This window comes from Actinospica sp. (genome assembly GCF_035552695.1).
Lineage (GTDB): Bacteria > Actinomycetota > Actinomycetes > Streptomycetales > Catenulisporaceae > Actinospica.
Genome location: NZ_DASZKT010000214.1, coordinates 35,920 through 60,863, shown reverse-complemented (window position 1 = coordinate 60,863; position 24,944 = coordinate 35,920). Strand labels below are relative to the sequence as shown.

Below are 24,944 nucleotides of genomic sequence, written 5' to 3'. Positions count from 1 at the left end.
ACAGCGCCGGGGCGTTCGCGCGGGCCGCGAAGTTGACGCCGTCGAAGTAGGACAGCGTGCGGAAGACGTTGTCCACCACCGTGCGCTGAGTCGCCAGGAAGTTGCCGATCTGCTTGTACGGGAACGAGTCGGTGATCTCGGTCGCGCGCCGGAAGGACTGCAGGAACGGCACGTCCGTGAGCACGCCGCTGAGGTCCGAGACCAGGCCGGACACCGCGATCGCCAGGCCGCCGCCCTGGCTGGCGCCCTTCACGAACACCCGTTGGCCGTCGACGGACGGGTGCGCGCGGGCCGCATCGACCGCGCGGACCGAGTCGGTGTACAGCCGCCGGTAGTAGTAGGTCTCCGGGGACTGGATGCCGCGGGTCATGAAGCCGTCGACGCTCGGGCCGGCACCCTCCGCCCCGTCGTCCGGCGTCGCGCCGACCCGCCAGCCTCCGCCCTGGCCGCGGGTGTCCATCAGCAGGTGCGCGTATCCGGCGGCGGCCCAGTAGAGCTGCTCGTGCGGCAGGCCGCGTCCGCCGCCGTAACCGCAGTACTCGACGATGCACGGCAGCGGACCCTCGGCCCGCGCCGGACGGACCAGCCAGGCCTTGATCGGCTGGCCGCCGTAGCCCGCGAAGGTCACGTCGTCCACGGATATCAGCGGCAGACCGATGTCCACGGTCGTGTGCTCGAGCGCTATCGGGTGGCTGCGCGCGGCCTCGAGGGTCTCGGTCCAGAACTGGTCGAAGTCGGTCGGTTCGGTGCGCTCGGGGCGGTAGTCCCGCAGCTCTGCCAGGCTCAGGTCGATCAATGCCATGAAGTGGAACCTAGCATCGATCTTCGTTCGATTCCTCGGCTCGAACTCACGATCCGAGGCCGGCGGGCAGCACGTCGCGCGACGTCGTCTGCACGAGATGGCCCCACCAGACCAGCCGATTCGAGTCCACGTACATCGGCGTGCAGGTGGTCATGGTCAGGTAGCGGCCCGCGTCCGTGAATCCGGAACCGACCGGGATCGGCGCGAGTACGTTCACGTCGTTGATCGGCACGGAGGGGGCCTCGCGGTCGAGCTGGTAGACGTACCAGCCGTAGACGGTCTGCACATAGACCTTGTCGCCGGGCTTGAGCTTGTCGAGGTCCCGGAAGATCATGCCGTGGCCGTCGCGGTGCCCGGCGATGCCGAAGTTCCCGCTCGCGTCCCAGGGCATCGCCGTCGCAGGGCTCGAGTAGTGGCCCACGGCGCCGGTGTTGAGCACCTGCGTGCGCTCGGTGCCCTGAGTCAGCAGGGCACGCCAGCCGGGCCCCAGCGCGGGGATGTAGAGGAAGCCGAAGCTGGTGCCGTCCGCGAGGTCGTCGGTCGGTGCCACGGATGACCTGGTAGTGGTCAGCGTGTGCTGGAACGCGGAGGACGCGGCGCGGTTCTGCATGCCCGCGGCCACGTTCGTCCACCACAGCAGGTACACCAGGTACAGCGCGCACAGCACGCCGAAGGTGACCAGCAGCTCGCCGAGGAGGTCGACGGCCCGGCCCGAAATGCCCGCGCGCGCGGGAGGCGCCTCACGTCGTAACACGAGGCTGAATACTAAGTTCCGATGAACGCCGAAACGGGCGGTTCGCCGGAGAACCGCCCGTCCTGAGGTCCGCGCGCAGAAAACGCCAGCGGCCCGACGCGTGTCGCTGAACACGTCGGGCCGCCGGCGTTGCTATCGCTCCCCCGGGCCGATCCTGCGCTGGTCGCTGATCACGCAGGACCGGACGGGGCACTACTGCTGCACTACTTGCTTACTGCTGCACTACCGTCTGCCGCTCACTCGCCCTCTTCGCGGCGGCGGGCCGCGGCGCGCAGGCCGAGACCGCCGAGCAGCGCGGCGCCGGCCACGCCGAGGGCGATGCCGATGTCCGCACCGGTGTGCGCCAGGTGGCCGTGGTGCGGCGGCGGGGCCGCGTGCGGCGGCGCCGTCGGCACGCCCGGAGGCGGCGGAGGCGGCGGGGTGCTCGGGCCGGTCGGCGGAATGGTGGGCGGCGTCGACGGCGGCGTGCTCGGCGGAGTCGACGGAGGAGTCGACGGCGGCGTGGACGGCGGGGTCGACGGGGGCGTGCTCGGCGGAGTCGACGGAGGAGTCGACGGCGGCGTGCTCGGCGGCGTGGACGGGGGCGTGCTCGGCGGAGTCGACGGCGGCGTGGACGGCGGAGTGCTCGGCGGGGTGTTCGAGCAGTCGGTCTCGCTGTTCGGGCCCTTGGCCACGTCCACGTTGTTCTCGCAGACGTTCACCGGCACGTTCACCGGGACCGGCACGTTGTTGCCGGAGCCGACGCCGCCGGTGTTGGTGGTGACGTTGACGACCGTGGCCCGCGTGCTGTTGCCGCACTCGGTGCCCGACTGGGTGTCGTGCACACCGGCCGCGGAGACGTTGGTGCCGCACACGTTGGCGGGCACGGTGATCGGCGTCTGCGCGGAGTTGCCCGAGCCGATGCCGCCGTTGTTCGCGATGACGCTGATCGCGGTCGTTCCGGGCGGGGTGCTGCCCGGGGTCGCCGTGCCGCAGGTCGGGTTCTGGTCGTCCACGTGGGTGGCGCCGGCCAGCGCCTCGGTGCCGCAGACGTTCGCGGGCACCTGGATCGGGGTCTGCGCGACGTTGCCGGACAGCACGCCGCCGTTGCCGTTGGAGCCGGCGATGGCGCTGGAGCCGCCGCCGTTGGTGGAGCAGGTGCCGCCGTTCACGTGGTCGTGCGAGGCGAGGCCGTTCGCGGTGTTGCCGCAGACGTTGACCGGCACGTTGATCGGCGTCTGCACGATCATGCCGGAGCCGATGCCGCCGTTGTCCACGGACGCTGCGGTGGCGCTGGCGCCCCCCGACCCGGGCGCCGGGGCCCCCGGCGTGGTCGGCGCGCTGCCTTCCGCAGAGTTCGTGCACTCGGAGCCGGACTCGCTGCTCCGGACCACGCCCGCGTTCACGTTGTTGCCACAGGCGTTGACCGGCACGTTGATCGGCGCCTGGATGATGTTGCCGGACAGGATGCCACCGGAATGGTCGGTGGTCTGGTTGGCCGAGGACCCGCCGCCGCCCGGCGCGCCCTGGCCGGACTGGCTGCCGCCCTGCGCGGCGCAGTTGGCGCCGTGCTCGTGCTCGTGCGCGGTGGCGGCGAGCACGTTGTTGTCACAGGCCAGGATCGGCGCGTTGATCGGCGCCTGAATCGAGTTTCCGGACAGCAGACCGCCGGAGTGGCTGGTGGTTCCGGTGGCGCTGGATCCGCTCGGGTTCGAGCAGTTGCCGCCGCCGGAGGTGTCCTGGACGCTCGCGCCCTTGACGTTGTTGCCGCACAGGTTGAGCCCGATGTTGACCGGAATCTGGATGTTGTTGCCGGACGCGACGCCGCCGGAGCGGTTCGTGTTCGACGTGGCGACGGCACCCGGACCGGAGGACGCGGCCCGTGGCTTGGGCGCGGGGATCTCGGGGTGCAGCGCGCTGGGCGCCAGTAAATCTGGTGGAGCCTGAACCGTGCCGGATGAGCCTGCTGCGGTGACCGGCGACGACGAGGCGTTCGCGTCGCTCTGCACACCCTGGGCCTGCGCTGGGCCCTGGTTGGCGCCAACTCCCGCGGCCGCGAAGGCCGGGGAGTACGCCGTGCCGGTCAACAGCAGACCACCCGTGGCGACGGTGAAGGCCAGGCTGCGCTTGGCCAAGTCGTACATGGGGACCTCTACTGATCAGTCGGAGGACGGCGGGCCGAAGGACCCGCCTTCCCGGCGCAACGCCTGCCGACCGCGGAGGTCACTCATCCTTACTCTTCAAGGCTGAATATTGATAAGAGTATTTAGTTAACGCGGGGACCGGTGGCACCCGGGCCGACTAACGCAAAGGTCGGCGACCCATCCGCTCAGCCGTATGTATGAAATCAGGCCGCGGACTCAGCCGCGCGCCGCCGCGCGGGCCTTGCGCGCCGCGACCTTCTCCTCGAAACGGGCCGCCGCGTTCTCCAGCGCGTCCATGACCTCCGCGAGTTCCTCGCGCGCCTGCTCGCCGGCCGGGCCGAGGTCGGTGCGCTCGAAGACGCGGACGTTGCGCAGCACCGGGCTGAGCACCTCGTCCCGGTGGATGCGCAGGTTGTAGATGCCCGCGACGGCCATCTGCACCGACTTGCGGCCGAAGTTCTCCACGCCGGCGCCCGGCATCTGGAAGTTCTTCACCACGTCCAGCACGGACCGCATGGTCTGGTCCGGCGCCAGCTCGAAGGCGGCGGCGAGCAGGTTGCGGTAGAAGACCATGTGCAGGTTCTCGTCGTTGGCGATCTTCTGCAGCAGCTGGTCGCAGAGCTTCTCGCCGGAGTACGCGCCGGTGTTGCGGTGCGAGATGCGGGTCGCGAGCTCCTGGAAGGAGACGTAGGCGATCGAGTTCAGCGCGTGCTGCGAGTTCGGCGAGATGTAGCCCTGGGCCATGTGCGTCATCCGGGCCCGCTCCAGCTCCACCGGGTCCACGGCCCGGGTGGTGAGCAGGTAGTCCCGGATCGCCGTGCCGTGCCGGCCCTCCTCGGCCGTCCAGCGGTGCACCCAGGTGCCCCAGGCGCCGTCGCGGCCGAACAGCGAGGCGATCTCGTGGTGGTAGCTGGGCAGGTTGTCCTCGGTCAGCAGGTTGAGGATCATCGAGGTGCGCGCGGTCTCGTCGAGCCTGGACTGCTCCGGCCGCCAGGCCTCGCCCTCGAGCGGGCCGTCGAAGTCGCGCCCCTCGCTCCACGGGACGTAGGCGTGCGGGAACCATTCCTTGGCCACGTTGAGGTGCCGGTTGAGGTTCGCCTCCACGACCGGCTCGAGTTCCAGCAGCAGCGCGGTCTGGCTCAGCTCGCCGCGCGGCGGGCTGCTCGGGGCCTGAGGGTGCTCTGCGGTGACGCTCACAGGATCTCCTGGACTTGGAAGGCGCATGCGAAAGCTACGGTTACGGATGCGTAAGTTACGTTACCGTAGCCCAAGATCGAACGCAGCGCCAGCGGTGGGCGGGGTGCGGCGGCTAAGAAGTCAAGCAAATTTCTCAGTGGTGCGCCGAGCGGGTGGTCGGGCCCGCTCGGAGGATTCGTAAGATCACAGGGGGTGACGGAGAGTCGCCGAAAATGACGATTTTGTTGCCGCAATTGACAAATCGAGTGACCTGGGCCACGCTGATTCTTGAGGGTGGACCCCGTCGGGCGCCGTGAGCGCACCGGGGCCCAAAACGACCGCCGGGCCCCTGAGACCCGACGGCGAGAGAAACAGACATCGCCGCGCCGCCGCACCGGTGCGGCGATGCGCTTTCCCGGACTAGTTGCTTTCCGGCCTGCCGGCTTTCCCTGGCCAGGGCTCTCCAGGGCTACTGTGAGGACATGCGCGCGAATCTGCTCCCGGCCGCCGGCGTCGGCGCCCTCATGGGCCTGCTCGCCGCGCACGAGGGCAGCGGCCCAGGCGCGGCGGTGGTCGTCGGCGTGGTCGGCTGCGCGCTCGTGCTCGGCATGATCGCGCTCAAGAACGTCTTCACCCGCTAGCGGGCCGTCCCGAGAACACCGCCCCCGGCCGCCGTCACCCGAGCGAGTTGAGCAGGCCGGACGGGATCGCCTTGTCCTGGTTCACCGCCGCGATGACCTCGGCCGCCTTCGTCTTGTCGATCTCCACCGTGTCGCCGATCCCGGACACGTTGTAGCTCTCGTTCGCGATCGGCATCGTCCCGGTCGTGCCGCCGCTCGAGCCCAGCGGCTTGGCGTGCGAGGCCATGTCGAGCAGGTCGGACAGGCCGGTGCCGTTGTCGGCCGCGACCGAGTTCAGCACCGCGTCCACGAACGGGTAGAAGGCGAACGGATTCAGATAGACGCCGGGGCGCACGGCCGCGCTGACTATGGCCTTGATGAACGCCTGCTGGTCGGACATCCGGCTGATGTCCGAGTTGGGCAGCGAGTAGCGCGAACGGACGTACGCGAGCGCCTGCGTGCCGTTGAGCGTCTGGCAGCCCGCCGACAGGTTCGCGCCGGAATAGCTGTCGTGGATCGCCGAGGTCAGGCACATGTGCACGCCGCCGACCTCGTTGACCATGTTGACGATGCCGAGGAAGCCGATCTCCAGATAGTGGTCGATCCGGATGCCGAAGTTCTCCTCGACCGTCTGCACCAGCAACTGCGGGCCGCCGAGGTCGTAGGCGGCATTGATCTTGTTGTGCGACGCGGAGTGTGTGCCGCCCTTCGAGTCCGTATACGCCGGGACGGCGACGTAGGAGTCGCGCGGGATCGAGATCAGGTCCGGGCCGGTCGCGCCGTAGTGCAGGATCATGATCGTGTCGGTGCGCGCACCGTTGATCGCGGCGGCCGAACCGGTGTGCAGCTGAGCCTCCTGTTGGGGAGTCAGCGAGTCGCGGCTGTCCGATCCGGTCAGCAGCCAGTTCGTGCCCGCGCCCTGGGCCGGACGGCCGGAGTACTCGGTGAGCGCCCCGACGTGGGTGACCTTCGACGAGGCCCAGAACCAGCTCGCGATCACCGTGATGATGAGGGCCAGCACCACGCCGAGCGCCGTGAAGGCGGTGATCCGGCCCCAACGGCGCTTCCGCTTCGGCTTGTCCTCCTCGGCGCCCTCGGGCAGCAGCCAGCCCGAGTCGCCGCGGGACTTCTTGGTCTTCTTGGCCTTTTTGCCGCTCAGACCGCCGTAGGTCGAGGACTGCTCCGGCAACAGGTCGTCCGGCTCGAATCCGCTCACGCGCTCAGGCTAGTGCGCGGCGTCGGCCTATGCCGGGATCGCTACGCCGCTGTGATCTGATCAGGATTCAGGTAGACCTTGACCAAGGCGCCGTCAGTTCCGGCCAGCATCACGCGGGCGGCTTCCGCCTCCCACGCCGGCCCCAGCTCGCGGTCGAGCAATTCGTCGTCCGGCTCGCGGACCACCGCTGCCGCCTCCAAGCCCTCGGCCCCGGAGGAGACCGCCATGGCCACCGCCAGTTGCAGCGCGGTCAGCGACACTCCACGCAGGCTCACGTCCGTGGCGATGTACGTACGACCGGTCTGGTCCCGGACCGCGGCCGCGCTACTGGCGCGGGGCCGTCCCCGCGCCCAGGCGGACCGTGCCAGGATGATGAGCTTCGCGTCTTCCGGGTCCAGGTCAGCGTCCATGGCGCAAGCTTATCCGGACCCGGAGCTGACGGACGATCAGTCCGCGGAGCGGTGGTTCTGGTGCTCCTCGGGCTCCGGCGGATTCTCCCGCACCAGCACCGTGCCGATCCGCCGGCGGCGCCCCTCGGCCGACTCGGCCACCAGGGTCAGCCCGTCCAGCTCGACCTCGGCCCCCGGGATCGGGACCTTGCCGAGCATCTTGCCGAGCAGCCCGCCGACGGTCTCCACGTCCTCGTCCTCGAGCTCGCGGCCGAACAGCTCGCCGAGCTCGTCCAGGTCGAGCCGGGCGCTCACCCGCGCACCCGTGCGCAGGTCGCCGGGCTCGCCGAGCCATTCCACGGGGGCCCGGTCCTGGTCGTACTCGTCGGTGATCTCGCCGACGATCTCCTCCAGGATGTCCTCGATCGTGACCAGCCCGGCCGTGCCGCCGTACTCGTCGATGACGACCGCGAGGTGGATCCGCTCGGCCTGCATGTCCCGCAGCAGCTCGTCGGCGTGCTTGGAGTCCGGCACGTAGGTGGCCGGCCGCATCACGGACTCGACCAGCTCCACGCTCTCCCCGGCCCGGTGCTCGTGCACCCGGCCGGCCATGTCCTTGAGGTAGACGATGCCGAGCACGTCGTCGGTGTTCTCGCCGACCACCGGCATCCGGGAGAAGCCGCTGCGCAGCGCGAGGGTGAGCGCCTGCCGCAGGGTCTTGCCGCGCTCGATGAAGATCATGTCGGTGCGCGGCACCATGACCTCGCGCACCAGGGTGTCGCCGAGCTCGAAGACGGAGTGCACCATCCGCCGCTGCTCGGCCTCGATCTCGCTGTGCTGCTCGGCGATGTCCACCAGCGCGCGCAGCTCGGCCTCGGTGGCGAACGGCCCCTCGCGGAAGCCCTTGCCGGGGGTCAGCGCGTTGCCGAGCACGATCAGGGCCCTGGTGAGCGGGGTGAGGATGCGGCTGAGCGGGATCAGCACGGCAGCGCCGACGACGGCGATCTTCGGCGCGTGCTGCCGGCCGAGCGTGCGCGGGCTGACGCCGATGGCGACGTACGAGATGACGGCCATGATGACCGTGGCCAGCACCCCGGCCTTCCAGGTCACGCCCCACTCGCGCACGCAGACGAGGGTGACCAGCACCGCGGCGGCCATCTCGCAGGTCACCCGGACCAGCAGCACCAGGTTGAAGTAGCGCGCCGGGTCCGCGGTCACCCGCACCAGCCGGGCCGCGCCCGGCACCCCGTGTTCGGCCATCTCGTCCGCGCGCACCCGGGAGACCCGGGCCAGCGCCGCGTCCAGGCAGGCCGCGAGTCCGGCGACCGCCACCGCGACCGCGGCGCCGACCAGCAGCCAGGCCTCGGCGTCGGTCACGCGACTACCTCGTCGGCCGCGTCGGCGGGTGGCCTCGTTCGTTCGCTCGCGAGCCCGGTCACGGCGCGGCGCCCCCGCGGTCGGCGACCCAGGCCTCGAGCAGCTCGTTCTGCAGCCCGAACATCTCCTCGTGCTCCTCCGGCTCGGCGTGGTCGTAGCCGAGCAGGTGCAGAATCCCGTGCGTGGTCAGCACGTCGAGCTCGTGCGCGGTGGGGTGCCCGGCCGCCACCGCCTGCTTCTCCGCGACCTCGGGGCACAGCACGATATCGCCGAGCAGGCCGGGGGTCGGCTCGTTGTCGTCCTCGGCGCGGGCCGGGCGCAGCTCGTCCATCGGGAAGGAGAGCACGTCGGTCGGGCCCGGCTCGTCCATCCACTGGATGTGCAGCTGCTCCATCGCGCCGGCGTCCACCAGCAGGATGGACAGCTCGGCCAGCGAGTGGATGCCCATCTCGGCCAGGACGAAGCGGGCCAGCGCGACGATCGCGGCCTCGTCGGCCTCGACCCCGGACTCGTTGTTGATATCGATGGACATAACCCGCATCATCCCACGCGGCGCTGCCCGCCCGGTCTGCGCGCCTGCTCGGCCTGCTGCTGCGCGTCGAACCGGCCGTAGGCGTCCACGATCTCCCCGACCAGCCGGTGCCGGACCACGTCCGTGCTGGTCAGCCGGCAGAAGGCGATGTCGTCGATGCCCTCGAGGATCGACTGGACCACGCGCAGGCCGGACTGCACCCCGGAGGGCAGGTCCACCTGAGTGGTGTCGCCGGTCACGACCACCTTGGAGCCGAAGCCGAGCCGGGTGAGGAACATCTTCATCTGCTCGGCCGAGGTGTTCTGCGCCTCGTCCAGGATGATGAACGCGTCGTTGAGGGTTCTGCCGCGCATGTAGGCGAGCGGGGCCACCTCGATGGTCCCGGCGGCCATCAGCTTGGGGATCGAGTCGGGATCGATCATGTCGTGCAGCGCGTCGTAGAGCGGCCGCAGATACGGGTCGATCTTCTCGTAGAGGGTGCCGGGCAGGAAGCCGAGCCGCTCGCCCGCCTCGACCGCGGGCCGGGTCAGGATGATCCGGCTGATCTCCTTGTTCTGCAGCGACTGCACGGCCTTGGCCATCGCCAGGTACGTCTTGCCGGTACCGGCCGGCCCGATGCCGAAGACGATCGTGTGCTTGTCGATCGCGTCCACGTAGTGCTTCTGGTTGACCGTCTTGGGACGGATCGTGCGGCCGCGGTTGGACAGGATGTTCTGGGTGAGCACCTCGGCCGGGCGCAGGCTCTCCTCGCCGCGGCCCGCGGCCTGCAGCAGGGTGATCGAGCGCCGCACCGAGTCCTCGGTCAGCGGGGCGCCGGTGCGCAGCACGATGAGGATCTCGTCGAACAGCGAGCGGACCAGCTCGACGTCCTGCGGCGGCCCGGAGACGGTGATCTCGTTGCCGCGCGCGTGGATGTCGATCGAGGGAAGCTGCTTCTCGATGGTGCGGAGGATGCCGTCCCCGTGTCCGAGGACCGCGACCATGGGATGCGCCGCGGGGATGGTGATCTTGATGGTGCTCTGCTGCTCGGACGTTTCGGACATAGGCTCGGCCATACGGCCTTGAAATCACACCCTCTTGAAAAAACGACGCACCGCTGTTGAGAACTCCATGGTACCCAGCCCGAACGTTCAAGGCTCGGGCATTTATTCCGACTATTCGGCGGGGGTGCCGAATCGGCCGAGCGGATCGCCGCCGAGGACGTGCGCGTGGACGTGGTATACCGTCTGCCCGGCGTGATCCCCCGTGTTGAAGACGATGCGGTAGCCGTCCTCGGCCAGCCCCTCGGCAGCGGCCACAGCGGCCGCTTCGCGCAAAAGTTCGGCGGCCAGCCCCGGGTCGCCGGCGGCGATCTGCTCGGCGTTGGCGTACGCGTGCGTCTTCGGGATCACCAGCACGTGCGTCGGCGCCTGAGGAGCGATGTCGCGGAACGCGAAGATCCGCTCGGTCTCCCGGACGAGGGCCGACGGGATCTTCCCGGCGATGATCGAACAGAAAATACAACCGGGCTCGAAGGTTGTATCCGGAGCGTCGGATTCGCCCGATGCGGTGATCGTTTGTCCCACGTTCGAGTCCTTTCTGTTCAGGGTCTGCGATCCTCGGGCCGTTCGGGAGTCCAACCCTGTGTAACGTCTCGCTCCGACGTCGCAAAGCTATCAGACGCCCGATATATCTGATCTTCCAAGGGGAACTCATGGACCGCCTCGCTGCCCACGTCATCGCCACCGCCGCGCTGACGGTGACGCTGGCCACCGTGCCCGTTCTGTTTGCCGACGCCTCGCACGCCGCCACCATCCCCGCCACCGCCAACACCGCCGTGGCCCCGCACGCGTCCCCCGCGCCGTGCGCCGACCGCCACCAGGTCGGCGAGACCAGGCACGAGATCTACGACGGCATCACCGCGTTCTCGATCAAGGAGTTCTACTCCCCCTCGTGCCACGCTCTCTACGGCTATTCGTATGCCTGGCTGCAGTTCCGCAACCTGCACGTGCGCTACGACGTCGGCATGGCGGTCTACGACGTGACCCACGGCGCCATCGACGGCGCCCGCACCTTCATCGGCGGCATCGGCGGCCCCGACTTCTGGTCGACCCCCGTCCACCTCGCGCCCAAGACCTGCTACCAGGGCGAGGGCCACTACTTCTACTACCCCCCGAACGCCCCGGGCGGCTTCATCGAAGGCGACACCCGCTCCACCCCGGTCTGCGCCTGAGACCCGTTCCGGTCAGCCCCAGCGTCCCGAACGGGCCAGGAGTACCGCGGCGGCGGCGGTGCCCGCGGTGGAGGTGCGGAGCACGGTCGGGCCCATGCGGTGCGACTGGGCGCCCGCCTCGGCGAACTGAGCCAGTTCCTCAGGGGAGATTCCGCCTTCGGGGCCGACCACGAGGACGATGTCCGACACCTCGTCAGAAGTCTTCGGCAGCTCGGCGCTCGCCAGCGCGAGTTCGGCCTCTTCGTGCAGGACGATCGGCAGGGCGGCGGCGGCCAGCAGCTTCGCCACCTTCGATGTCGTGGCCGGCTCGGTGACCTCGGGCCACCAGGCGCGCCGGGACTGCTTGGCCGCCTCGCGGGCCGTGCTGCGCCACTTGGCCAGGGACTTCTCGCCGCGCTCGGCCTTCCACTGCGTGATGGAGCGGGAAGCAGGCCAGGGCACGATGACGTCCACGCCGATCTCGGTCATGGTCTCGACTGCCGTCTCGCCGCGATCGCCCTTGGCGAGCGCCTGAACGACCGTCAGGCGCGGGTTCGGCGCCGGCTCCTCGAGCCTCTCGACGACCTCGAGGTCCAGCGCGTTCCCCGCCGTACGCAGCACGACGCAGTGCGCCACCAGGCCGCGGCCGTCGGTCAGGTCGACCGGCTCGCCCGGCTGCAGGCGGCGCACCAGCGCGGCGTGCCGGCCTTCCGGGCCGTCCAGCCGCACGGTCTCGGCACCGGCCAGCAGCCCGCGCGGCGCGTGGAATACGGGATCTGTCATCGGCTAGCGGTTGTTGATCGCGTCCTTGAGCCGGGAGAACAGCCCCTGCTGGCCGGGCGCGAAGGTGCCCTGCGGCCGTTCCTCGCCGCGCAGCTGCGCCAGCTTCCGCAGCACCGACTCCTGCTCGGCGTCCAGGTTCTTCGGCGTCTGCACCTCGATGTGCACCACGAGGTCGCCGCGGGCGGAGCCGCGCAGGTGCTGGATGCCCCTGCCGCGCATGGTGATCGACTGCCCGGACTGGCTGCCCGGCCGGATGTCCAGCTCGACCTGGCCGTCCAGCGTCTGCAGCGGGATGTTCGTGCCCAGCGCGGCGGCCGTCATCGGCATGGTCACCGTGCAGTGCAGGTCGTCGCCGCGCCGCTGGAAGATGTCGTGCGGCTCCTCGACGATCTCGATGTAGAGGTTGCCCGCGGGCCCGGCGCCCGGGCCGACCTCGCCTTCGCCGGCCAGCTTGATCTGGGTGCCGTTGTCCACGCCCGGCGGGATCTTCACGGTCAGCGTGCGGCGGGTGCGCACCCGGCCGTCGCCCGCGCACTCCACGCACGGGGTGGGCACGATCGTGCCGTAGCCCTGGCACTGCGGGCACGGCCGCGAGGTCATCACCTGGCCGAGGAACGAGCGCGTCACCTGCGAGACCTCGCCGCGGCCGCGGCACATGTCGCAGGTCACCGGCTGGGTGCCGGGGGCCGCGCCGTCGCCGTTGCAGGTCGGGCAGACCACGGCGGTATCCACCTGGATGTCCCGCTGGGTGCCGAAGGCGGCGTCCTGCAGGCTGATCTCCACCCGGATCAGCGCGTCCTGGCCGCGCTGCACCCGGGAGCGCGGGCCGCGCTGGCCGCCGCTGCCGAAGAAGGCGTCGAGCATGTCGCTGAACGCGAATCCCGGTCCGAAGCCGCCCGCGCCCGCCCCGGCCGCGGCGCCGCCGCGCGGGTCGCCGCCGAGGTCGTAGACCTGGCGCTTCTGCGGGTCGGACAGGACCTCGTAGGCGAGCCCTATCTCCTTGAACCGGTCCTGGGTCTGCGGGTCCGGGTTGACGTCCGGGTGCAGTTCGCGGGCAAGCCGGCGGTACGCCTTCTTGATCTCGTCCTGGGTGGCGTCCCGCCTGACCCCGAGGACCGCGTAGTAGTCGGTCGCCACGTTACGTCTTCTCCACTGATGCTCGTCCTATGTCCCGGCAATCGGCACTCGCCCAGGCTACGCCTTACGCCTGTTCGAGAATACGGCCGACGTATCTGGCAACGGCCGAGACCGCCCCCATAGTGCCCGGGTAGTCCATTCTGGTCGGCCCGAGCACCCCCAGCTGCGCGAGGGTGTCCTCGCCCCGGCCGTAGCCGCTGGTGACGACGGAGGTCGACGTCAGCTGGTCGAGCTCGTTCTCCCGGCCGATGCGCACGGTCAGCAGCGAGGGCGCGGTCGCCTCGCCGAGCAGCTTGAGCAGCACCACCTGCTCCTCCAGCGCCTCGAGCACCGGGTGGATGGTGTCCGGGAAGTCGTGGCCGAAGCGGGCCAGGTTGGCCGTGCCGCCGAACACCACCCGCTCCTCGCGCTGCTCCACGATCATCTCGAGCAGCACGGCGCACAGCGCGTCCACCGCGGAGAGCGGGGGACCCGCCGCGGCCTGCACCTCGCCGCCGGGCGAGCGCCGCGCGAAGTCCTCGAGCAGCGCCGGCACCTCGGCCAGCCGGCGGCCGACGATCTCGGCGTTGAGCCGCGCGCGCAGCTCGCCGAGCGCGGACTCCTCGATCGGCCCGACCTCGACCAGCCGCTGCTCGACCCGGCCGGTGTCGGTGATCAGCACCAGCATGATCCGGGTGGCGGCCAGGCCGACGAGCTCCACGTGCCGGACCGCGGAGCGGCTCAGCGAGGGGTACTGCACGACCGCTACCTGCCTGGTCAGCTGGGCGAGCAGGCGGACCGTGCGGGAGACCACGTCGTCCAGGTCCACCGCCTCGTCCAGGAAGCTGTGGATCGCCCGGCGCTCCGCCTGGGTCAGCGGCTTGACATTGGTGAGCCGGTCCACGAACAGCCGGTAGCCCTTGTCGGTGGGCACCCGGCCGGCGCTGGTGTGCGGCTGGTGGATGTAGCCCTCCTCCTCGAGCAGGGCCATGTCATTGCGTATGGTCGCCGGGGAGACGCCCAGGTTGTGCCGTTCGACCAGGGCCCTCGAGCCGACCGGCTCCTGGGTGGCGACATAGTCCTCGACGATCGCCCGCAGCACGTCCAGGCGGCGGCGATCCAGTTTCGGCTCGTCCACGGTGCGCACCTCCTGGTCGGCGGGTCTCGAACACGTCGTTACTCGGCAGTTGGCACTCGTTCACCGGGAGTGCCAGCTTTCGCAAGTCCAGTGTACGGCTTGCCGCCAGGGCTTGGTCTACCCTCGGCACGTGGTGAGTGCACAGTCGAACATTCCCGGGGACCTGCCGTCCCACGCACGACGGCGTACGGCGGCAGTCGATATCGAGGCAGTGACCGAACTCGTCGTCGAGGACGTGGAGACCGGCTTCTGCGGCGCCGTCGTGCGGGTGGAGAAGACGCCCGGCGGATACACCGTCACCTTGGCGGACCGGCACGGCAAGCACCGCGTCTTCCCGCTCGGTCCCGGCTTCCTGTTCGAGGGCAGGGCGGCGACGCTGGTCCGGCCGCGCCCGGCGGCGCCCGCGGCCTCGAAGTCGGGCCGGGACCGGACGGCGTCGGGCTCGGTCGCGGTGCACGGGCTGCGCGCGAAGGTGGCCAGGGCCGGGCGGATCTACGTCGAGGGCAAGCACGACGCGGAGCTGGTGGAACGCGTGTGGGGCGACGACCTGCGGATCGAGGGCGTCGTGGTGGAGATGCTCGGCGGCGTGGACGAGCTGCACGAGATCGCCGCGGAGTTCCAGCCGGGGCCGGGCCGCAAGCTCGGCGTGCTCCTCGACCACCTGGTGCCGAACAGCAAGGAGACCCGGACGGCCGACCGGCTGCAGCGCGGCCGCGAGGACTTCATCCTCGTGCTCGGACACCCGTACGTCGACATCTGGCAGGCCGTCAAGCCCGCGTCGGTCGGCATCGCGGCCTGGCCGGTCGTGCCGAAGCGCGAGGAGTGGAAGGACGGCGTCTGCGAGCGGCTGCATCGCAAGGACCCGAGCTGGCCGCTGGATCCGCGCCGCGCCTGGGCGCGGATCCTCGGGACGGTGAACTCGTACAAGGATCTGGAGCCCGCCCTGCTCGGCCCGGTCGAGGCGCTGATCGACTTCGTGACCGCGCCCTGACCGCGCCCTGGACCCGCCCTGGACCGGCCTGGCCTAGGCGTCGGTCCGGCCGAGCCGCCAGGCGGCCGCCGCGAGGAAGACCACCGGGTACGCCAGCAGCACGATCAGGCTCGACGTGCGCGAAAGGAAGTCCGGGTCCGGATGGAGCGCGACCAGCTGACCGGCCAGGTTGTCGGGCAGCCACTTGCCGATCCGGGAATTCCACGGACTCGGCAGCGCCGAGATGATGCCCGGCAGCACGAATACGAGGGTGAACAGGGCGACGATGGCACCGGCCGTGTGCCGCAGCAGCGCCCCGAACGCGAGCCCCAGCAGCGCGACGACGGCCAGGTAGAGCCCCATCGACGTGACCGAGCCGAGCGCGCCGGGACTGCTGATCGACTGGGCGACGCCGGTGGGCTTGAGCAGGGCCTGCGAGACGAAGAAGCCCACGAATGCGGCCGCCTCTCCGACGACCAGCGACGTGATCCCGATCACGACGGACTTCGCCATCAGCACCGAACGACGCTGCGGGATCGCCGAGAACGTCATACGAATCAGCCCACTGGAGTACTCCGAGCTGATCATCAGTACGCCGAGTGAGCCGATGATCAGCTGGCCGATCTCGAAACCCCGGAATGTCGTACTGAGCGGGTCGAACGCGGCACGATTCAACACCGACATGTGCGACCAGCGCGCGGCGATCGCCTGTCCGACCAGCGCCGAGACGCCGATCCCGACGACCACGAGGGCGAGCAGCGCGTAGTAGGTCGAGCGCGTGGCGCGGAACTTGATGCTCTCGGCGCGGATCAGATCCCTGAACCAGGCGAGCGGCCCGGCGGCGGTCATGCGGGTCACGGTGGCGAGCATTGCCATGGTTCAGCGCTCCTTCGCGGGGACGGGTTCTTCATGCGGGGTGCGGTACTCGACCGCGTCCGCGGTCAGCTGCATGAACGCCTCCTCGAGGCTGGCGTGGTCGCCGCGCAGCTCGTGCAGCTCCAGTCCGGCCGCGGCCGCGAGATGCCCCACGCGGTCGATCGGCAGGCCGGTCACCGCGAGAGCACCGTCGTCGAGGGCTTCGATGCCGCCTCCGTCGTCGATCAGGACCCGCGCGAGCTCCCCCGCGTACGGCGAGCGCACCACGATCCGGGACGCCGAGCCGGACGCGATGAACTCGCTCGTCGTGGTGTCGGCGATCAGCCTGCCGCGACCGATGACGACGAGCCGGTCGGCCGTCTGCGCCATCTCGGAGAGCAGGTGGCTGGACACGAGGATCGTGCGCCCCTCGGCCGCGAGCGACTGCAGCAGCTCGCGCAGCCAGCGCACGCCCTCCGGGTCCAGGCCGTTGACCGGCTCGTCGAAAAGCAGCACGGCCGGGTCGCCAAGCAGCGCGGCGGCGATGCCGAGCCGCTGCTTCATGCCGAGCGAGTATCCGCCGACGCGGCGCCTGGCGACCTTCTCAAGGCCGACCTGTTCCAGCAGGTCGGGCACCCTGCTGAGGCTGATTCCGTTGGCCCGGGCCAGCGAGCCCAGGTGCGCGTCGGCGCTGCGGCCCGGATGCACGGCGGTCGCGTCGAGCAATGCGCCGACCTGGTGCAGCGGCCGGATCAGGGTGCTGAATCGGCGGCCGTCCAGGGTCGCGTCGCCCCGGTCCGGCCGATCCAGGCCGAGGATGACGCGCAGGGTGGTGGACTTCCCGGCGCCGTTGGGTCCGAGGAAGCCGGTGACGTGGCCGGGCTGGACCGTGAAGGACAGCGAGTCGACGGCGAGGGCCTCGCCGTAGCGCTTCGTGATGTCGGAGACCTCAATCATGGGTTCAGCGTCCGCCGCGCGGGCATGCCCGGTCGTCGGAGCGCGGTAGCGGATTCCAGCTACGCCCGCGGGCCTGACACCAGAGCTTTCCGGTCATACGAATACAGCCCGGGTATGACACCGAGCGCCGGTCTCCAGGCTGATGCCATCGCGCGGACGGACGTCTAGCGTCGAGGGCGTGAGCGCGCAGAGTGAGAACATGCCGGTGATGCGGTCCGCCGCGCTGTTTGCCGCGGACGCGATCCTGGCCGTCCTGCTCGGCGCGCTGATGGTCTTCTCGGCCCTCCGGCCGGCGGCGCACGTGTGGACGGGGCCGGTCTGGCTGCGCCTGGTGATCGCGGTGGTCTCGGCCGCCGCGGTGGGCACGCGCCGTCTCGCACCGCTGTCATCGCTCAGCGTGGCGGTGCTCAGCTCGATCGTCGCCTGGACGCTCGGCTTCGAGCGCGACTCGTTCCTGACCGTCGCCCTGGTCCTCTACGTCGTCGCCGCGTCCCGCCCGCCGCGCCGCGCCGGCCTGCTGCTGGCCGGCTCCGTCGCGACGACGGCGGTCGCATACCTGGTCGCGGTGCCCCCGAGCGCCATCCATCCGAGTCCGACGTGGTGGCAGGTGCTCGGCGTGGCCGCGACGCCGATCGCGATCGAGGCGGTGGGCTGGGCGCTCGGGCTGGCGGTCTACCGGCAGCGCAGCTACGTCGAGGCGGTGCGGACCCAGGCCGCGCAGGAGGTGCGTGCGCAGACGGAGCTGGCCGCGCGCTCGGCCGCCGAGGAACGGCTGCGGATCGCCCGCGAGCTGCACGACGTCGTGGCGCACGCGATGAGCGTGATCACCGTGCAAGCCGGCGTGGCCCGCTATATCGACGACGCGCTGCCCGCGCGGACCTCCGCGGCGCTCGCAACGATAGAGTCGACGGGCCGTCAGGCGCTGCGGGACATGCGGCAACTGCTCGGCGTGCTGCGCGCGGAAGGGGAGCAGGTCGCGAGCAGCCCGGCCCCGGCGCTGGCGGATCTCGACGAGCTCGTGGAGGGCCTGCGCGCCGCCGGGACGAGCGTGGAACTGCGCGTCGGCGGCGAGGTGCGCCAACTGCCGGAGGGGCTGGAACTGTCCGCGTATCGCATCGTCCAGGAGGCGCTCACGAACGTCGTGAAGCACGCCGCGACCGACCGGGCCCGCGTCGACCTGCGCTACGAGCCGCGGGAGCTGGCGATCGAGATCGTCGACGACGGAGCTGGGGCACGCGCCGGGATGTCCGGCAGCGGCCACGGCCTCGTCGGGATGCGCGAGCGAGCCGCGCTGCACGGCGGGAGCCTCGAGGCCGGGCCGCTCCCGGTCCGCGGCTACCGCGTCGCGGCGCGGCTCCCCGTCGCCGCTCCGCTGGAGGTGGTCCCGGCATGAACGCCGAAACCGAGGAACCCATCAGCGTCCTGATCGCCGACGATCAGGCGTTGGTGCGCGGCGCGTTCGCCGCGTTGGTGGACGCGGTGCCCGGGATGCGCGTCGTGGGCACGGCCGCCGACGGCACCGAGGCCGTGGAGCAGGCCGCCAAGTGCCGTCCGGACGTGGTGCTGATGGATGTCCGCATGCCCCGCATGGACGGCATCGCCGCCACCCGAGAGATCATCTCGGCCGACGGCAACGGTCCCCGCGTGCTGATCCTGACGACCTTCGACCTCGATGAGTACGTCTTCTCCGCGCTGCGGGCGGGCGCGGGCGGCTTCCTGCTCAAGGACACGCCGCCGGACGACCTCGTCACCGCGATCCGGGTCATCGCGGCCGGAGAGGCGCTGCTCGCGCCGACCGTGACCCGCCGCCTGATCGAGGAGTTCGCCCGCCGCCCGGAACCCGCCAGCGCGCCGCACCAGAGCCTCCAAGGAGTCACCGAACGCGAGCGCGAGGTGCTCGTGCTGATCGGCCGCGGCCTGTCCAACACCGAGATCGCCGCGCACCTGCACCTCGCCGCGGCCACCGTCAAGACGCACATCAGCCGCCTGCTGATGAAGCTCTGCGCCCGCGACCGCGCCCAACTCGTCATCGCGGCCTACGAGAGCGGCCTGCTGAACCCGCAGCCCTGACCGTCAGTCCGTCAGGTCGCGCACGATCGCGTCGGCCAGCAGCCGTCCGCGCAGGGTGAGCACGGCGTGCCCGTCGGCGAAGGGCAGCGGCTCCAGCAGTCGCTCCTGCATGGCGAGCTCCGCCGCGGCGCGCCCCTTCTCGCTCAGCACGCCCAGCTCGAGCCCCTCGGAGATCCGCAGCTCCAGCAGAATCCGCTCGATCCGCCGGTCGTCGGCCGTCAGCACCTCGCGTGCCAGGCCAGGCGAGTGCCCGGCCTCGATGCGCTGCGCATACGCCGTCGGGTGCTTGACGTTCCACCAGCGGGTGCCGCCGATGTGCGAGTGCGCTCCCGGGCCCACGCCCCACCAGTCGGCGCCGGTCCAGTAGAGCAGGTTGTGCCGGCAGTGCGCGTCCTCGGACACGGCCCAGTTGGACACCTCGTACCAGCGGTATCCCGCCTCGCTGAGCAGCTGATCGGCCATCAGGTACCGGTCGGCGTGCAGGTCCTCGTCGATCATCGGCAGCTCGCCGCGGCGGATCCGGCCGGCGAGCCTGGTGCCGTCCTCGACGATCAGCGAGTAGGCGGAGACGTGGTCCGGGTACGCGCCGATCACCGCCTCCAGCGAGGCCCGCCAGTCGTCCTCGGTCTCCCCCGGCGTGCCGTAGATCAGGTCCAGGTTGACCTGCTCGAAGCCCGCGTCGTACGCCCAGCGCACGCACTGCTCCGGCCGTCCCGGCGTGTGCTTGCGCTCGAGTACGTCGAGCACGTTCTGGCGCGCGGACTGCATGCCGAAGGAGATCCGGTTGAAGCCGCCCTCGACGAGCTCGACGAGGTACTTCTCGTCCACCGACTCCGGATTCGCCTCGGTGGTGACCTCCACGTCGGTCGAGAGGCCGAACTCGTTCTTGATCGCCTTGAGCATGGCGACGAGGTCCTTGGCGGGCAGCAGCGTGGGCGTGCCGCCGCCGAAGAACACCGTCTCAACGGGCACATAGGACTCGCCGAGCACGCGGCGGGCCTGGCGGATCTCGGCGATCGCGTGCTCCGCGTACCCGGCCTGCGAGGCGCCGCCGCCCAGCTCGGTGGCGGTATACGTGTTGAAGTCGCAGTAGCCGCAGCGGCTCGAGCAGTACGGGACGTGCACGTACATGCCGAAGGGGCGCGCACCGAATGAACCGAGGGATTCCCTCGGCAGGGCGCCGTCGGCCGGGACCGGTTCGCCGTCGAGTTGTACGGAAGGCATCTGGTCATTGTCTCAGTCCGCAACTGCGGCTGTCAGATCCGGGTCCCTCGGTGCGGCGGCGTTGCCCCGAACGACCCAATCGTTGCGCCGGTCGGACCGTATTCGCCGTGTCCCGAACGGAATTCGAGTGGCGGGGGGACCACAGGCCGGATATGAAGGCCGGGTGACTCTCACTACTCCCAGAACCAGCACCGATACGGTGGACCCCGCCGTCGACCAGCTCACCGCGGACGTCGCTGTGGACGAGGCCGAGCAGCTCGTCAACGGCTTGGACGGCACCGAGGCCGACCCGGCGACCGGAGACGGCCGGACGACGGTGCGCCGGCTGACCGACGCGGATCTGCACCGGTGCGGCGAGCTGGGCGTCAGCCGGGACTGGGGAGCCGAACAGCGCAAGTGGGGCCTGCTCTTCGAGGTGGGAGAGGTCTACGGCATCGAGGACGAGGCCGGCCGGCTCATCGCCACCGCCGTGTTGACGCGGTACGGCCAGCAGTTCGGCTCGATCAGCATGGTGCTCGTCGCGCAGAGCCACGAGCGCCGCGGCCTCGGCACGCGGATCGTGCGGCACGTCCTCGACCAGGCGAGCAGCTCCACGCTGGTGCTGCACGCCACGCCCGAGGGCAGGTCGCTGTACGAGCGCCTGGGCTTCAAGCCCTTCGGCTCGGTCGAGGCGCACGTCGGCGTCTTCGACCCGACCGGCGCCCGCGCCGGCCGCACGCAGCCCGCCTCCGCCGCGGACCTGCTGCAGCTCGCCCGCCTGGACCGCGAGGTCTACGGCGTGCACCGCACCGCCCTGCTCAAGCGGCTGCCCAACTTCGCCGAGCGGGTCAGGGTACTGCGGAGCGAGGAGGGCCTGATCACCGGCTACGGCGCGCTCTGGCGCTCCGAGGACCTGGCCGCGATCGGCCCGGTGCTGGCCCCCGACGTCGCCGGCGCCCGCGACCTGATCACCGACCTCGCCGAGGGCGTGGAGGACCGGCTCCGGCTGGACGTCGACGCCGAGGGCGACGACCTGTCCGCCTGGGCCTGCGGCCACGGCCTGAAGCCCGCCTACACCTGCACGCACATGGTCCTCGGCGACGGCCCCGTCCCCATGGATCAGCTCCGCCTGCACGCCCCGATGATGTGCGCGCTCGGATAACGTGACCCTCGGCCGGGTCGCGCCGCCGTCGACCGCGGCGCGACCCGGCCGAGGGCCCCGCGCTACTTCTTCTTGTTCGGGTCCGAGGGCCCGTCGGAGTCCGAGGACAGCGCGGCGATGAAGGCCTCCTGCGGGACCTCCACGCGGCCGACCATCTTCATCCGCTTCTTGCCCTCCTTCTGCTTCTCCAGCAGCTTCCGCTTACGCGAGATGTCGCCGCCGTAGCACTTCGCGAGCACGTCCTTGCGCATCGCCCGCACCGACTCGCGGGCGATCACCCGGGCGCCGATGGCCGCCTGGATCGGCACCTCGAACTGCTGACGCGGGATCAGGTCCTTGAGCCGCTCGGCCATCTTCACGCCGTAGTTGTACGCGCGGTCCTTGTGCACGATCGCGGAGAAGGCGTCCACCTTCTCGTGGTGCAGCAGGATGTCCACCTTGACCAGGTCGGCCACCTGCTCGCCGTCCACGTCGTAGTCCAGCGAGGCGTAGCCGCGGGTCTTGGACTTCAGCTGGTCGAAGAAGTCGAAGATGATCTCGCCGAGCGGGAGCGTGTAGCGCAGCTCGACCCGGTCCTCGGAGAGGTAGTCCATGCCGAGCAGGCTGCCGCGGCGGCCCTGGCACAGCTCCATGATCGCGCCGATGTACTCGCTCGGGGCCAGCACCGTCGCCCGCACGGTCGGCTCGTAGACCTCGGCGATCTTGCCGTCCGAGGGGAACTCGCTCGGGTTGGTGACGATGTGCTCCTCGCCGCTCTCCATGATCACCCGGTAGACCACGTTCGGGGCGGTGGCGATCAGGTCGAGGTTGAACTCGCGCTCGAGCCGCTCCCGGATGATCTCCAGGTGCAGCAGGCCGAGGAAGCCGACGCGGAAGCCGAAGCCGAGCGCCGCCGAGGTCTCCGGCTCGTACACCAGCGCCGCGTCGTTGAGCTGCAGCTTGTCCAGGGCGTCGCGCAGCAGCGGGTAGTCCGAGCCGTCGATCGGGTAGATGCCGGAGAACACCATCGGCTTGGGTTCCTTGTACCCGGCCAGCGCCTCGGTGGCGCCCTTGTACTGCGCGGTGATCGTGTCGCCGACCTTCGACTGGCGCACGTCCTTCACGCCGGTGATCAGGTAGCCCACCTCGCCCGGGCCGAGGCCGTCGGCCGGCTTGGGCTCCGGCGAGATGACGCCGATCTCCAGCAGCTCGTGCGTGGCGCCGGTGGACATCATCAGGATGCGCTCGCGCTTGGACAGGTACCCGTCGATCACCCGGACGTAGGTGACCACGCCGCGGTACGAGTCGTAGACCGAGTCGAAGATCATCGCCCGGCTCTTGCCCGCGGGATCGCCGATCGGCTGCGGCAGCGTGCGCACCACGTGGTCGAGCAGCTCGGGCACGCCCTGGCCGGTCTTGCCGGAGACCTTCAGCACCTCGTCGGGCTCGCAGCCGATCAGCTTGGCGAGCTCCTCGGAGTACTTCTCCGGCTGCGCGGCCGGCAGGTCGATCTTGTTGAGCACCGGAACGATCGTCAGATCGTTCTCCAGCGCCATGTAGAGGTTGGCGAGCGTCTGCGCCTCGATGCCCTGCGCCGCGTCCACCAGCAGGACCGCGCCCTCGCAGGCGGCGAGCGAGCGGGAGACCTCGTAGGTGAAGTCCACGTGGCCGGGCGTGTCGATCATGTTGAGCACGTGCGTGACCCCGTCCACCCGCCAGGGCAGCCGGACGGCCTGCGACTTGATGGTGATGCCGCGCTCGCGCTCGATGTCCATCCGGTCCAGGTACTGCGCGCGCATCTGCCGCTCGTCGACCACGCCGGTCAGCTGCAGCATGCGGTCGGCCAGGGTGGACTTGCCGTGGTCGATGTGCGCGATGATGCAGAAGTTGCGGAGCAATGCCCGATCCGTCTGGGACGGCTTCGGGATGTCGGGCGGCAGGCCTGGCACGCGGGATCCATTCGACTGGTAGGGACAAGACCTATGGTCCCATGACCAAGCCGTGGACCGTAATTTTCACAGCCCGGAGAGCGCGAGGTGTCCGCGAGACTGGCAGGACTCCCCGCATGAGCCCCGAAAGCGGGACCGTAATTTGCCGGAGAGCGCGAGTATGTCGGCCAGGACTGGCAGAATTCCGCGCATGAGCCCCGTGAGCCGCAGCCGCAAGCCGAAACGCCCGCACAAGCCCGTGCAGCACGCCCCCGCCTCCCCGTACGCCAAGTTCCTCGACGAGGCGAAGGCCCTGCTCGATCCGGAGACCGAGGTGGTCGAGGCCGAGCTGTGGGGGTCCTTCGCGCTCGGCGCCGTGTTCGAGACCTCCTGGTTCGGCGAGGACGAGGGGGACGACGAGGACCCGGACGACGTGTTCGAGGAGCAGTACGGGGAGCTCGTCGAGTACTTCGGCAAGCAGAAGCGGCGGCCCGAGGCGCTCGCCGGGCTGCGCGCGCTGGCGATGGTCGGCGAGGACTGGACCCGCGAGGAGGCGCTGCGCGCGGCGGACGAGCTCGCCGCGGCCGGGGTGAAGGAGCCCGGCTGGCTGCGCCGGGCCGAGGAGGTCGAGCCCACCTCCGTCTTCCGCGCGGGCGACCTGTTCGGCGACGCCGGGACGATCAACCTGGGCTTCAAGCGGGGCGGCGAGGAGCACACCGTCAGCTGTTACGTGGCGGACCGCGGCGGACCGGTGCTGGAGCGGGTGCTGGTGGTGCCGGGCGGCGCGGCCGAGTTGGCACGCGGGATGCGTGCGCACGAGGAGGGCGAGGGCAGGCTGCACATCAGCGAGCTGACGCCGGTGCATGCGCGCACGCTGCTCGCGGAGGCGCTGGACCGGCTGCTGTCCGAGGGTCCCGACGACCCGGAGGAACTGCGCGAGATCGCCGAGGAGGCCGGTCTCGACCTCGAGGAACTGGAGATGACCAGCCCGGCGGGCCTGTGGGCGCTGCTCGCGGCGCGGCTCGAACTGCTGCCCGAGCCCGAGGTGTCGGACACGGCGGTGGGCAGCGCCGAGGACGTGCGGGAGACCGTCGCCGCCTTCCTCGCCTCGAAGCACGCCGCCGAACTGCCGGATCGCGAGCTGGCCGGCGCGCTGGCCACGGTCTTCGCGGACGTCGCGGCCCTCAGCGACCGGACGGCCGTCGGCTTCGGCCCGATCAGCCTCGGCGGCTACCTGCTGGACGAGTTCGCCGAGACCATCGAGCTGACGAAGCCGGAGGCCGAGCAGGTTCCGGCCGTGCTCACCGCGTGGGCCGAGTTCACCAACGAGCGCCGCGGCCTCGGCGAGGAGGGCCTGCAGCTGTGGCGCGAGGCGCTGCCGGAGCTGGCCCGCGCCTTCGCGCAGGTCTACGGCGACGAGGACGTCGCCGAGGTGCGCGAGGAGTACGAGGCGATCCCGGTCCGCGACTACAAGATCAACGCGGGCATGGACCTGTCCGAGGTGCTGCAGCAGCTGGTGGACGAGGCGCGCGGCGGCGAGGACGAAGACGAGTACGAGTTCGAAGATGCCGAAGACGACGACACGCACAACGAGGAATAGGGC

General features: G+C 70.5%; 24 protein-coding genes. 7 read left to right on the top strand and 17 right to left on the bottom strand.

What is annotated here, in order from left to right; all coding sequences use genetic code 11:
* The 4 genes from VG296_RS24680 to VG296_RS24665 all read right to left on the bottom strand — a co-directional run.
* Positions 1–802, bottom strand: an 802-nt coding sequence (locus tag VG296_RS24680) for an acetylxylan esterase (protein WP_325569608.1), incomplete at its 3' end; no start/stop codon positions are given.
* Between the two features lie 46 nt (positions 803–848).
* Entirely contained in the window at positions 849–1,556 is a 708-nt protein-coding gene (locus VG296_RS24675; RefSeq protein ID WP_325569606.1) for a class E sortase, read from the bottom strand.
* Between the two features lie 236 nt (positions 1,557–1,792).
* Positions 1,793–3,679 carry a chaplin family protein gene (locus VG296_RS24670; RefSeq protein ID WP_325569604.1) on the bottom strand — a complete coding sequence of 629 codons (1,887 nt, stop codon included), beginning with the start codon at positions 3,677–3,679 and terminating at the stop codon, positions 1,793–1,795.
* A gap of 216 nt (positions 3,680–3,895) precedes the next feature.
* Positions 3,896–4,876, bottom strand: coding sequence for an acyl-ACP desaturase (locus VG296_RS24665; RefSeq protein ID WP_325569602.1), 981 nt, complete (start codon positions 4,874–4,876; stop codon positions 3,896–3,898).
* A gap of 461 nt (positions 4,877–5,337) precedes the next feature.
* On the opposite strand from VG296_RS24665, the gene VG296_RS24660 reads away from it, so the two are divergent.
* A complete protein-coding gene (locus VG296_RS24660; RefSeq protein ID WP_325569600.1) occupies positions 5,338–5,496 on the top strand; it encodes a hypothetical protein in 159 nt (52 codons plus the stop codon).
* A gap of 34 nt (positions 5,497–5,530) precedes the next feature.
* Here VG296_RS24660 and VG296_RS24655 read toward each other — a convergent pair whose 3' ends face one another.
* From VG296_RS24655 to VG296_RS24630, 6 genes are all read right to left on the bottom strand, one after another.
* Positions 5,531–6,691, bottom strand: a complete 1,161-nt coding sequence (locus tag VG296_RS24655; protein ID WP_325569598.1) for an LCP family protein — start codon at positions 6,689–6,691, stop codon at positions 5,531–5,533.
* Positions 6,692–6,732: 41 nt separating this feature from the next.
* Positions 6,733–7,101 (bottom strand): cytidine deaminase, encoded by a 369-nt coding sequence (locus VG296_RS24650; RefSeq protein WP_325569596.1) that lies wholly within the window; start codon positions 7,099–7,101, stop codon positions 6,733–6,735.
* Positions 7,102–7,137: 36 nt separating this feature from the next.
* On the bottom strand, positions 7,138–8,457 hold the full coding sequence (locus VG296_RS24645) for a hemolysin family protein (protein ID WP_325569594.1): 1,320 nt from the start codon (positions 8,455–8,457) through the stop codon (positions 7,138–7,140).
* 58 nt (positions 8,458–8,515) lie between these two features.
* On the bottom strand, positions 8,516–8,989 hold the full coding sequence (gene ybeY, locus VG296_RS24640) for an rRNA maturation RNase YbeY (protein WP_325569592.1): 474 nt from the start codon (positions 8,987–8,989) through the stop codon (positions 8,516–8,518).
* Positions 8,990–8,997: 8 nt separating this feature from the next.
* Complete coding sequence (locus tag VG296_RS24635) at positions 8,998–10,032, bottom strand: PhoH family protein (RefSeq protein ID WP_325569588.1); 1,035 nt, start codon at positions 10,030–10,032, stop codon at positions 8,998–9,000.
* A 111-nt stretch (positions 10,033–10,143) separates the two neighbouring features.
* Entirely contained in the window at positions 10,144–10,554 is a 411-nt protein-coding gene (locus VG296_RS24630; protein WP_325569586.1) for an HIT domain-containing protein, read from the bottom strand.
* Between the two features lie 128 nt (positions 10,555–10,682).
* On the opposite strand from VG296_RS24630, the gene VG296_RS24625 reads away from it, so the two are divergent.
* Entirely contained in the window at positions 10,683–11,201 is a 519-nt protein-coding gene (locus VG296_RS24625) for a hypothetical protein (RefSeq protein ID WP_325569584.1), read from the top strand.
* Between the two features lie 12 nt (positions 11,202–11,213).
* Here the strand turns inward: VG296_RS24625 and VG296_RS24620 are convergent, their stop codons facing one another.
* The 3 genes from VG296_RS24620 to hrcA all read right to left on the bottom strand — a co-directional run bounded on the left by VG296_RS24620 (position 11,214) and on the right by hrcA (position 14,217).
* A complete protein-coding gene (locus VG296_RS24620) occupies positions 11,214–11,963 on the bottom strand; it encodes a 16S rRNA (uracil(1498)-N(3))-methyltransferase (RefSeq protein WP_325569582.1) in 750 nt (249 codons plus the stop codon).
* A 3-nt stretch (positions 11,964–11,966) separates the two neighbouring features.
* Entirely contained in the window at positions 11,967–13,100 is a 1,134-nt protein-coding gene (dnaJ, locus tag VG296_RS24615) for a molecular chaperone DnaJ (RefSeq protein ID WP_325569580.1), read from the bottom strand.
* Between the two features lie 64 nt (positions 13,101–13,164).
* Entirely contained in the window at positions 13,165–14,217 is a 1,053-nt protein-coding gene (gene hrcA, locus VG296_RS24610) for a heat-inducible transcriptional repressor HrcA (protein ID WP_325569578.1), read from the bottom strand.
* A gap of 133 nt (positions 14,218–14,350) precedes the next feature.
* Between hrcA and VG296_RS24605 the strand changes: the two genes are divergently transcribed.
* Complete coding sequence (locus VG296_RS24605) at positions 14,351–15,208, top strand: DUF3097 domain-containing protein (RefSeq protein WP_414641132.1); 858 nt, start codon at positions 14,351–14,353, stop codon at positions 15,206–15,208.
* 33 nt (positions 15,209–15,241) lie between these two features.
* Here VG296_RS24605 and VG296_RS24600 read toward each other — a convergent pair whose 3' ends face one another.
* Together VG296_RS24600 and VG296_RS24595 are read right to left on the bottom strand one after the other, a co-directional pair.
* Positions 15,242–16,063, bottom strand: coding sequence for an ABC transporter permease (locus VG296_RS24600; protein WP_325569574.1), 822 nt, complete (start codon positions 16,061–16,063; stop codon positions 15,242–15,244).
* A gap of 3 nt (positions 16,064–16,066) precedes the next feature.
* A complete protein-coding gene (locus VG296_RS24595; RefSeq protein ID WP_325569572.1) occupies positions 16,067–16,999 on the bottom strand; it encodes an ATP-binding cassette domain-containing protein in 933 nt (310 codons plus the stop codon).
* 178 nt (positions 17,000–17,177) lie between these two features.
* On the opposite strand from VG296_RS24595, the gene VG296_RS24590 reads away from it, so the two are divergent.
* Positions 17,178–18,392 carry a sensor histidine kinase gene (locus tag VG296_RS24590; protein WP_325569570.1) on the top strand — a complete coding sequence of 405 codons (1,215 nt, stop codon included), beginning with the start codon at positions 17,178–17,180 and terminating at the stop codon, positions 18,390–18,392.
* A complete protein-coding gene (locus tag VG296_RS24585) occupies positions 18,389–19,069 on the top strand; it encodes a response regulator transcription factor (protein ID WP_325569568.1) in 681 nt (226 codons plus the stop codon). Before VG296_RS24590 ends, VG296_RS24585 begins: the two co-directional genes overlap by 4 nt.
* 3 nt (positions 19,070–19,072) lie before the next feature.
* Here the strand turns inward: VG296_RS24585 and hemW are convergent, their stop codons facing one another.
* Positions 19,073–20,293, bottom strand: coding sequence for a radical SAM family heme chaperone HemW (gene hemW, locus VG296_RS24580; RefSeq protein WP_325569566.1), 1,221 nt, complete (start codon positions 20,291–20,293; stop codon positions 19,073–19,075).
* A 163-nt stretch (positions 20,294–20,456) separates the two neighbouring features.
* On the opposite strand from hemW, the gene VG296_RS24575 reads away from it, so the two are divergent.
* On the top strand, positions 20,457–21,434 hold the full coding sequence (locus VG296_RS24575; RefSeq protein ID WP_325569564.1) for a GNAT family N-acetyltransferase: 978 nt from the start codon (positions 20,457–20,459) through the stop codon (positions 21,432–21,434).
* Between the two features lie 62 nt (positions 21,435–21,496).
* Here the strand turns inward: VG296_RS24575 and lepA are convergent, their stop codons facing one another.
* The gene (lepA, locus tag VG296_RS24570) at positions 21,497–23,362 is read right to left on the bottom strand and encodes a translation elongation factor 4 (protein ID WP_325569562.1); all 1,866 of its coding nucleotides are present in this window, start codon (positions 23,360–23,362) and stop codon (positions 21,497–21,499) included.
* Positions 23,363–23,552: 190 nt separating this feature from the next.
* Here lepA and VG296_RS24565 point away from each other — a divergent pair, with 190 nt between their 5' ends.
* Positions 23,553–24,941 (top strand): hypothetical protein, encoded by a 1,389-nt coding sequence (locus tag VG296_RS24565; protein ID WP_325569560.1) that lies wholly within the window; start codon positions 23,553–23,555, stop codon positions 24,939–24,941.
* The last annotated feature ends 3 nt before the right edge of the window (positions 24,942–24,944 follow it).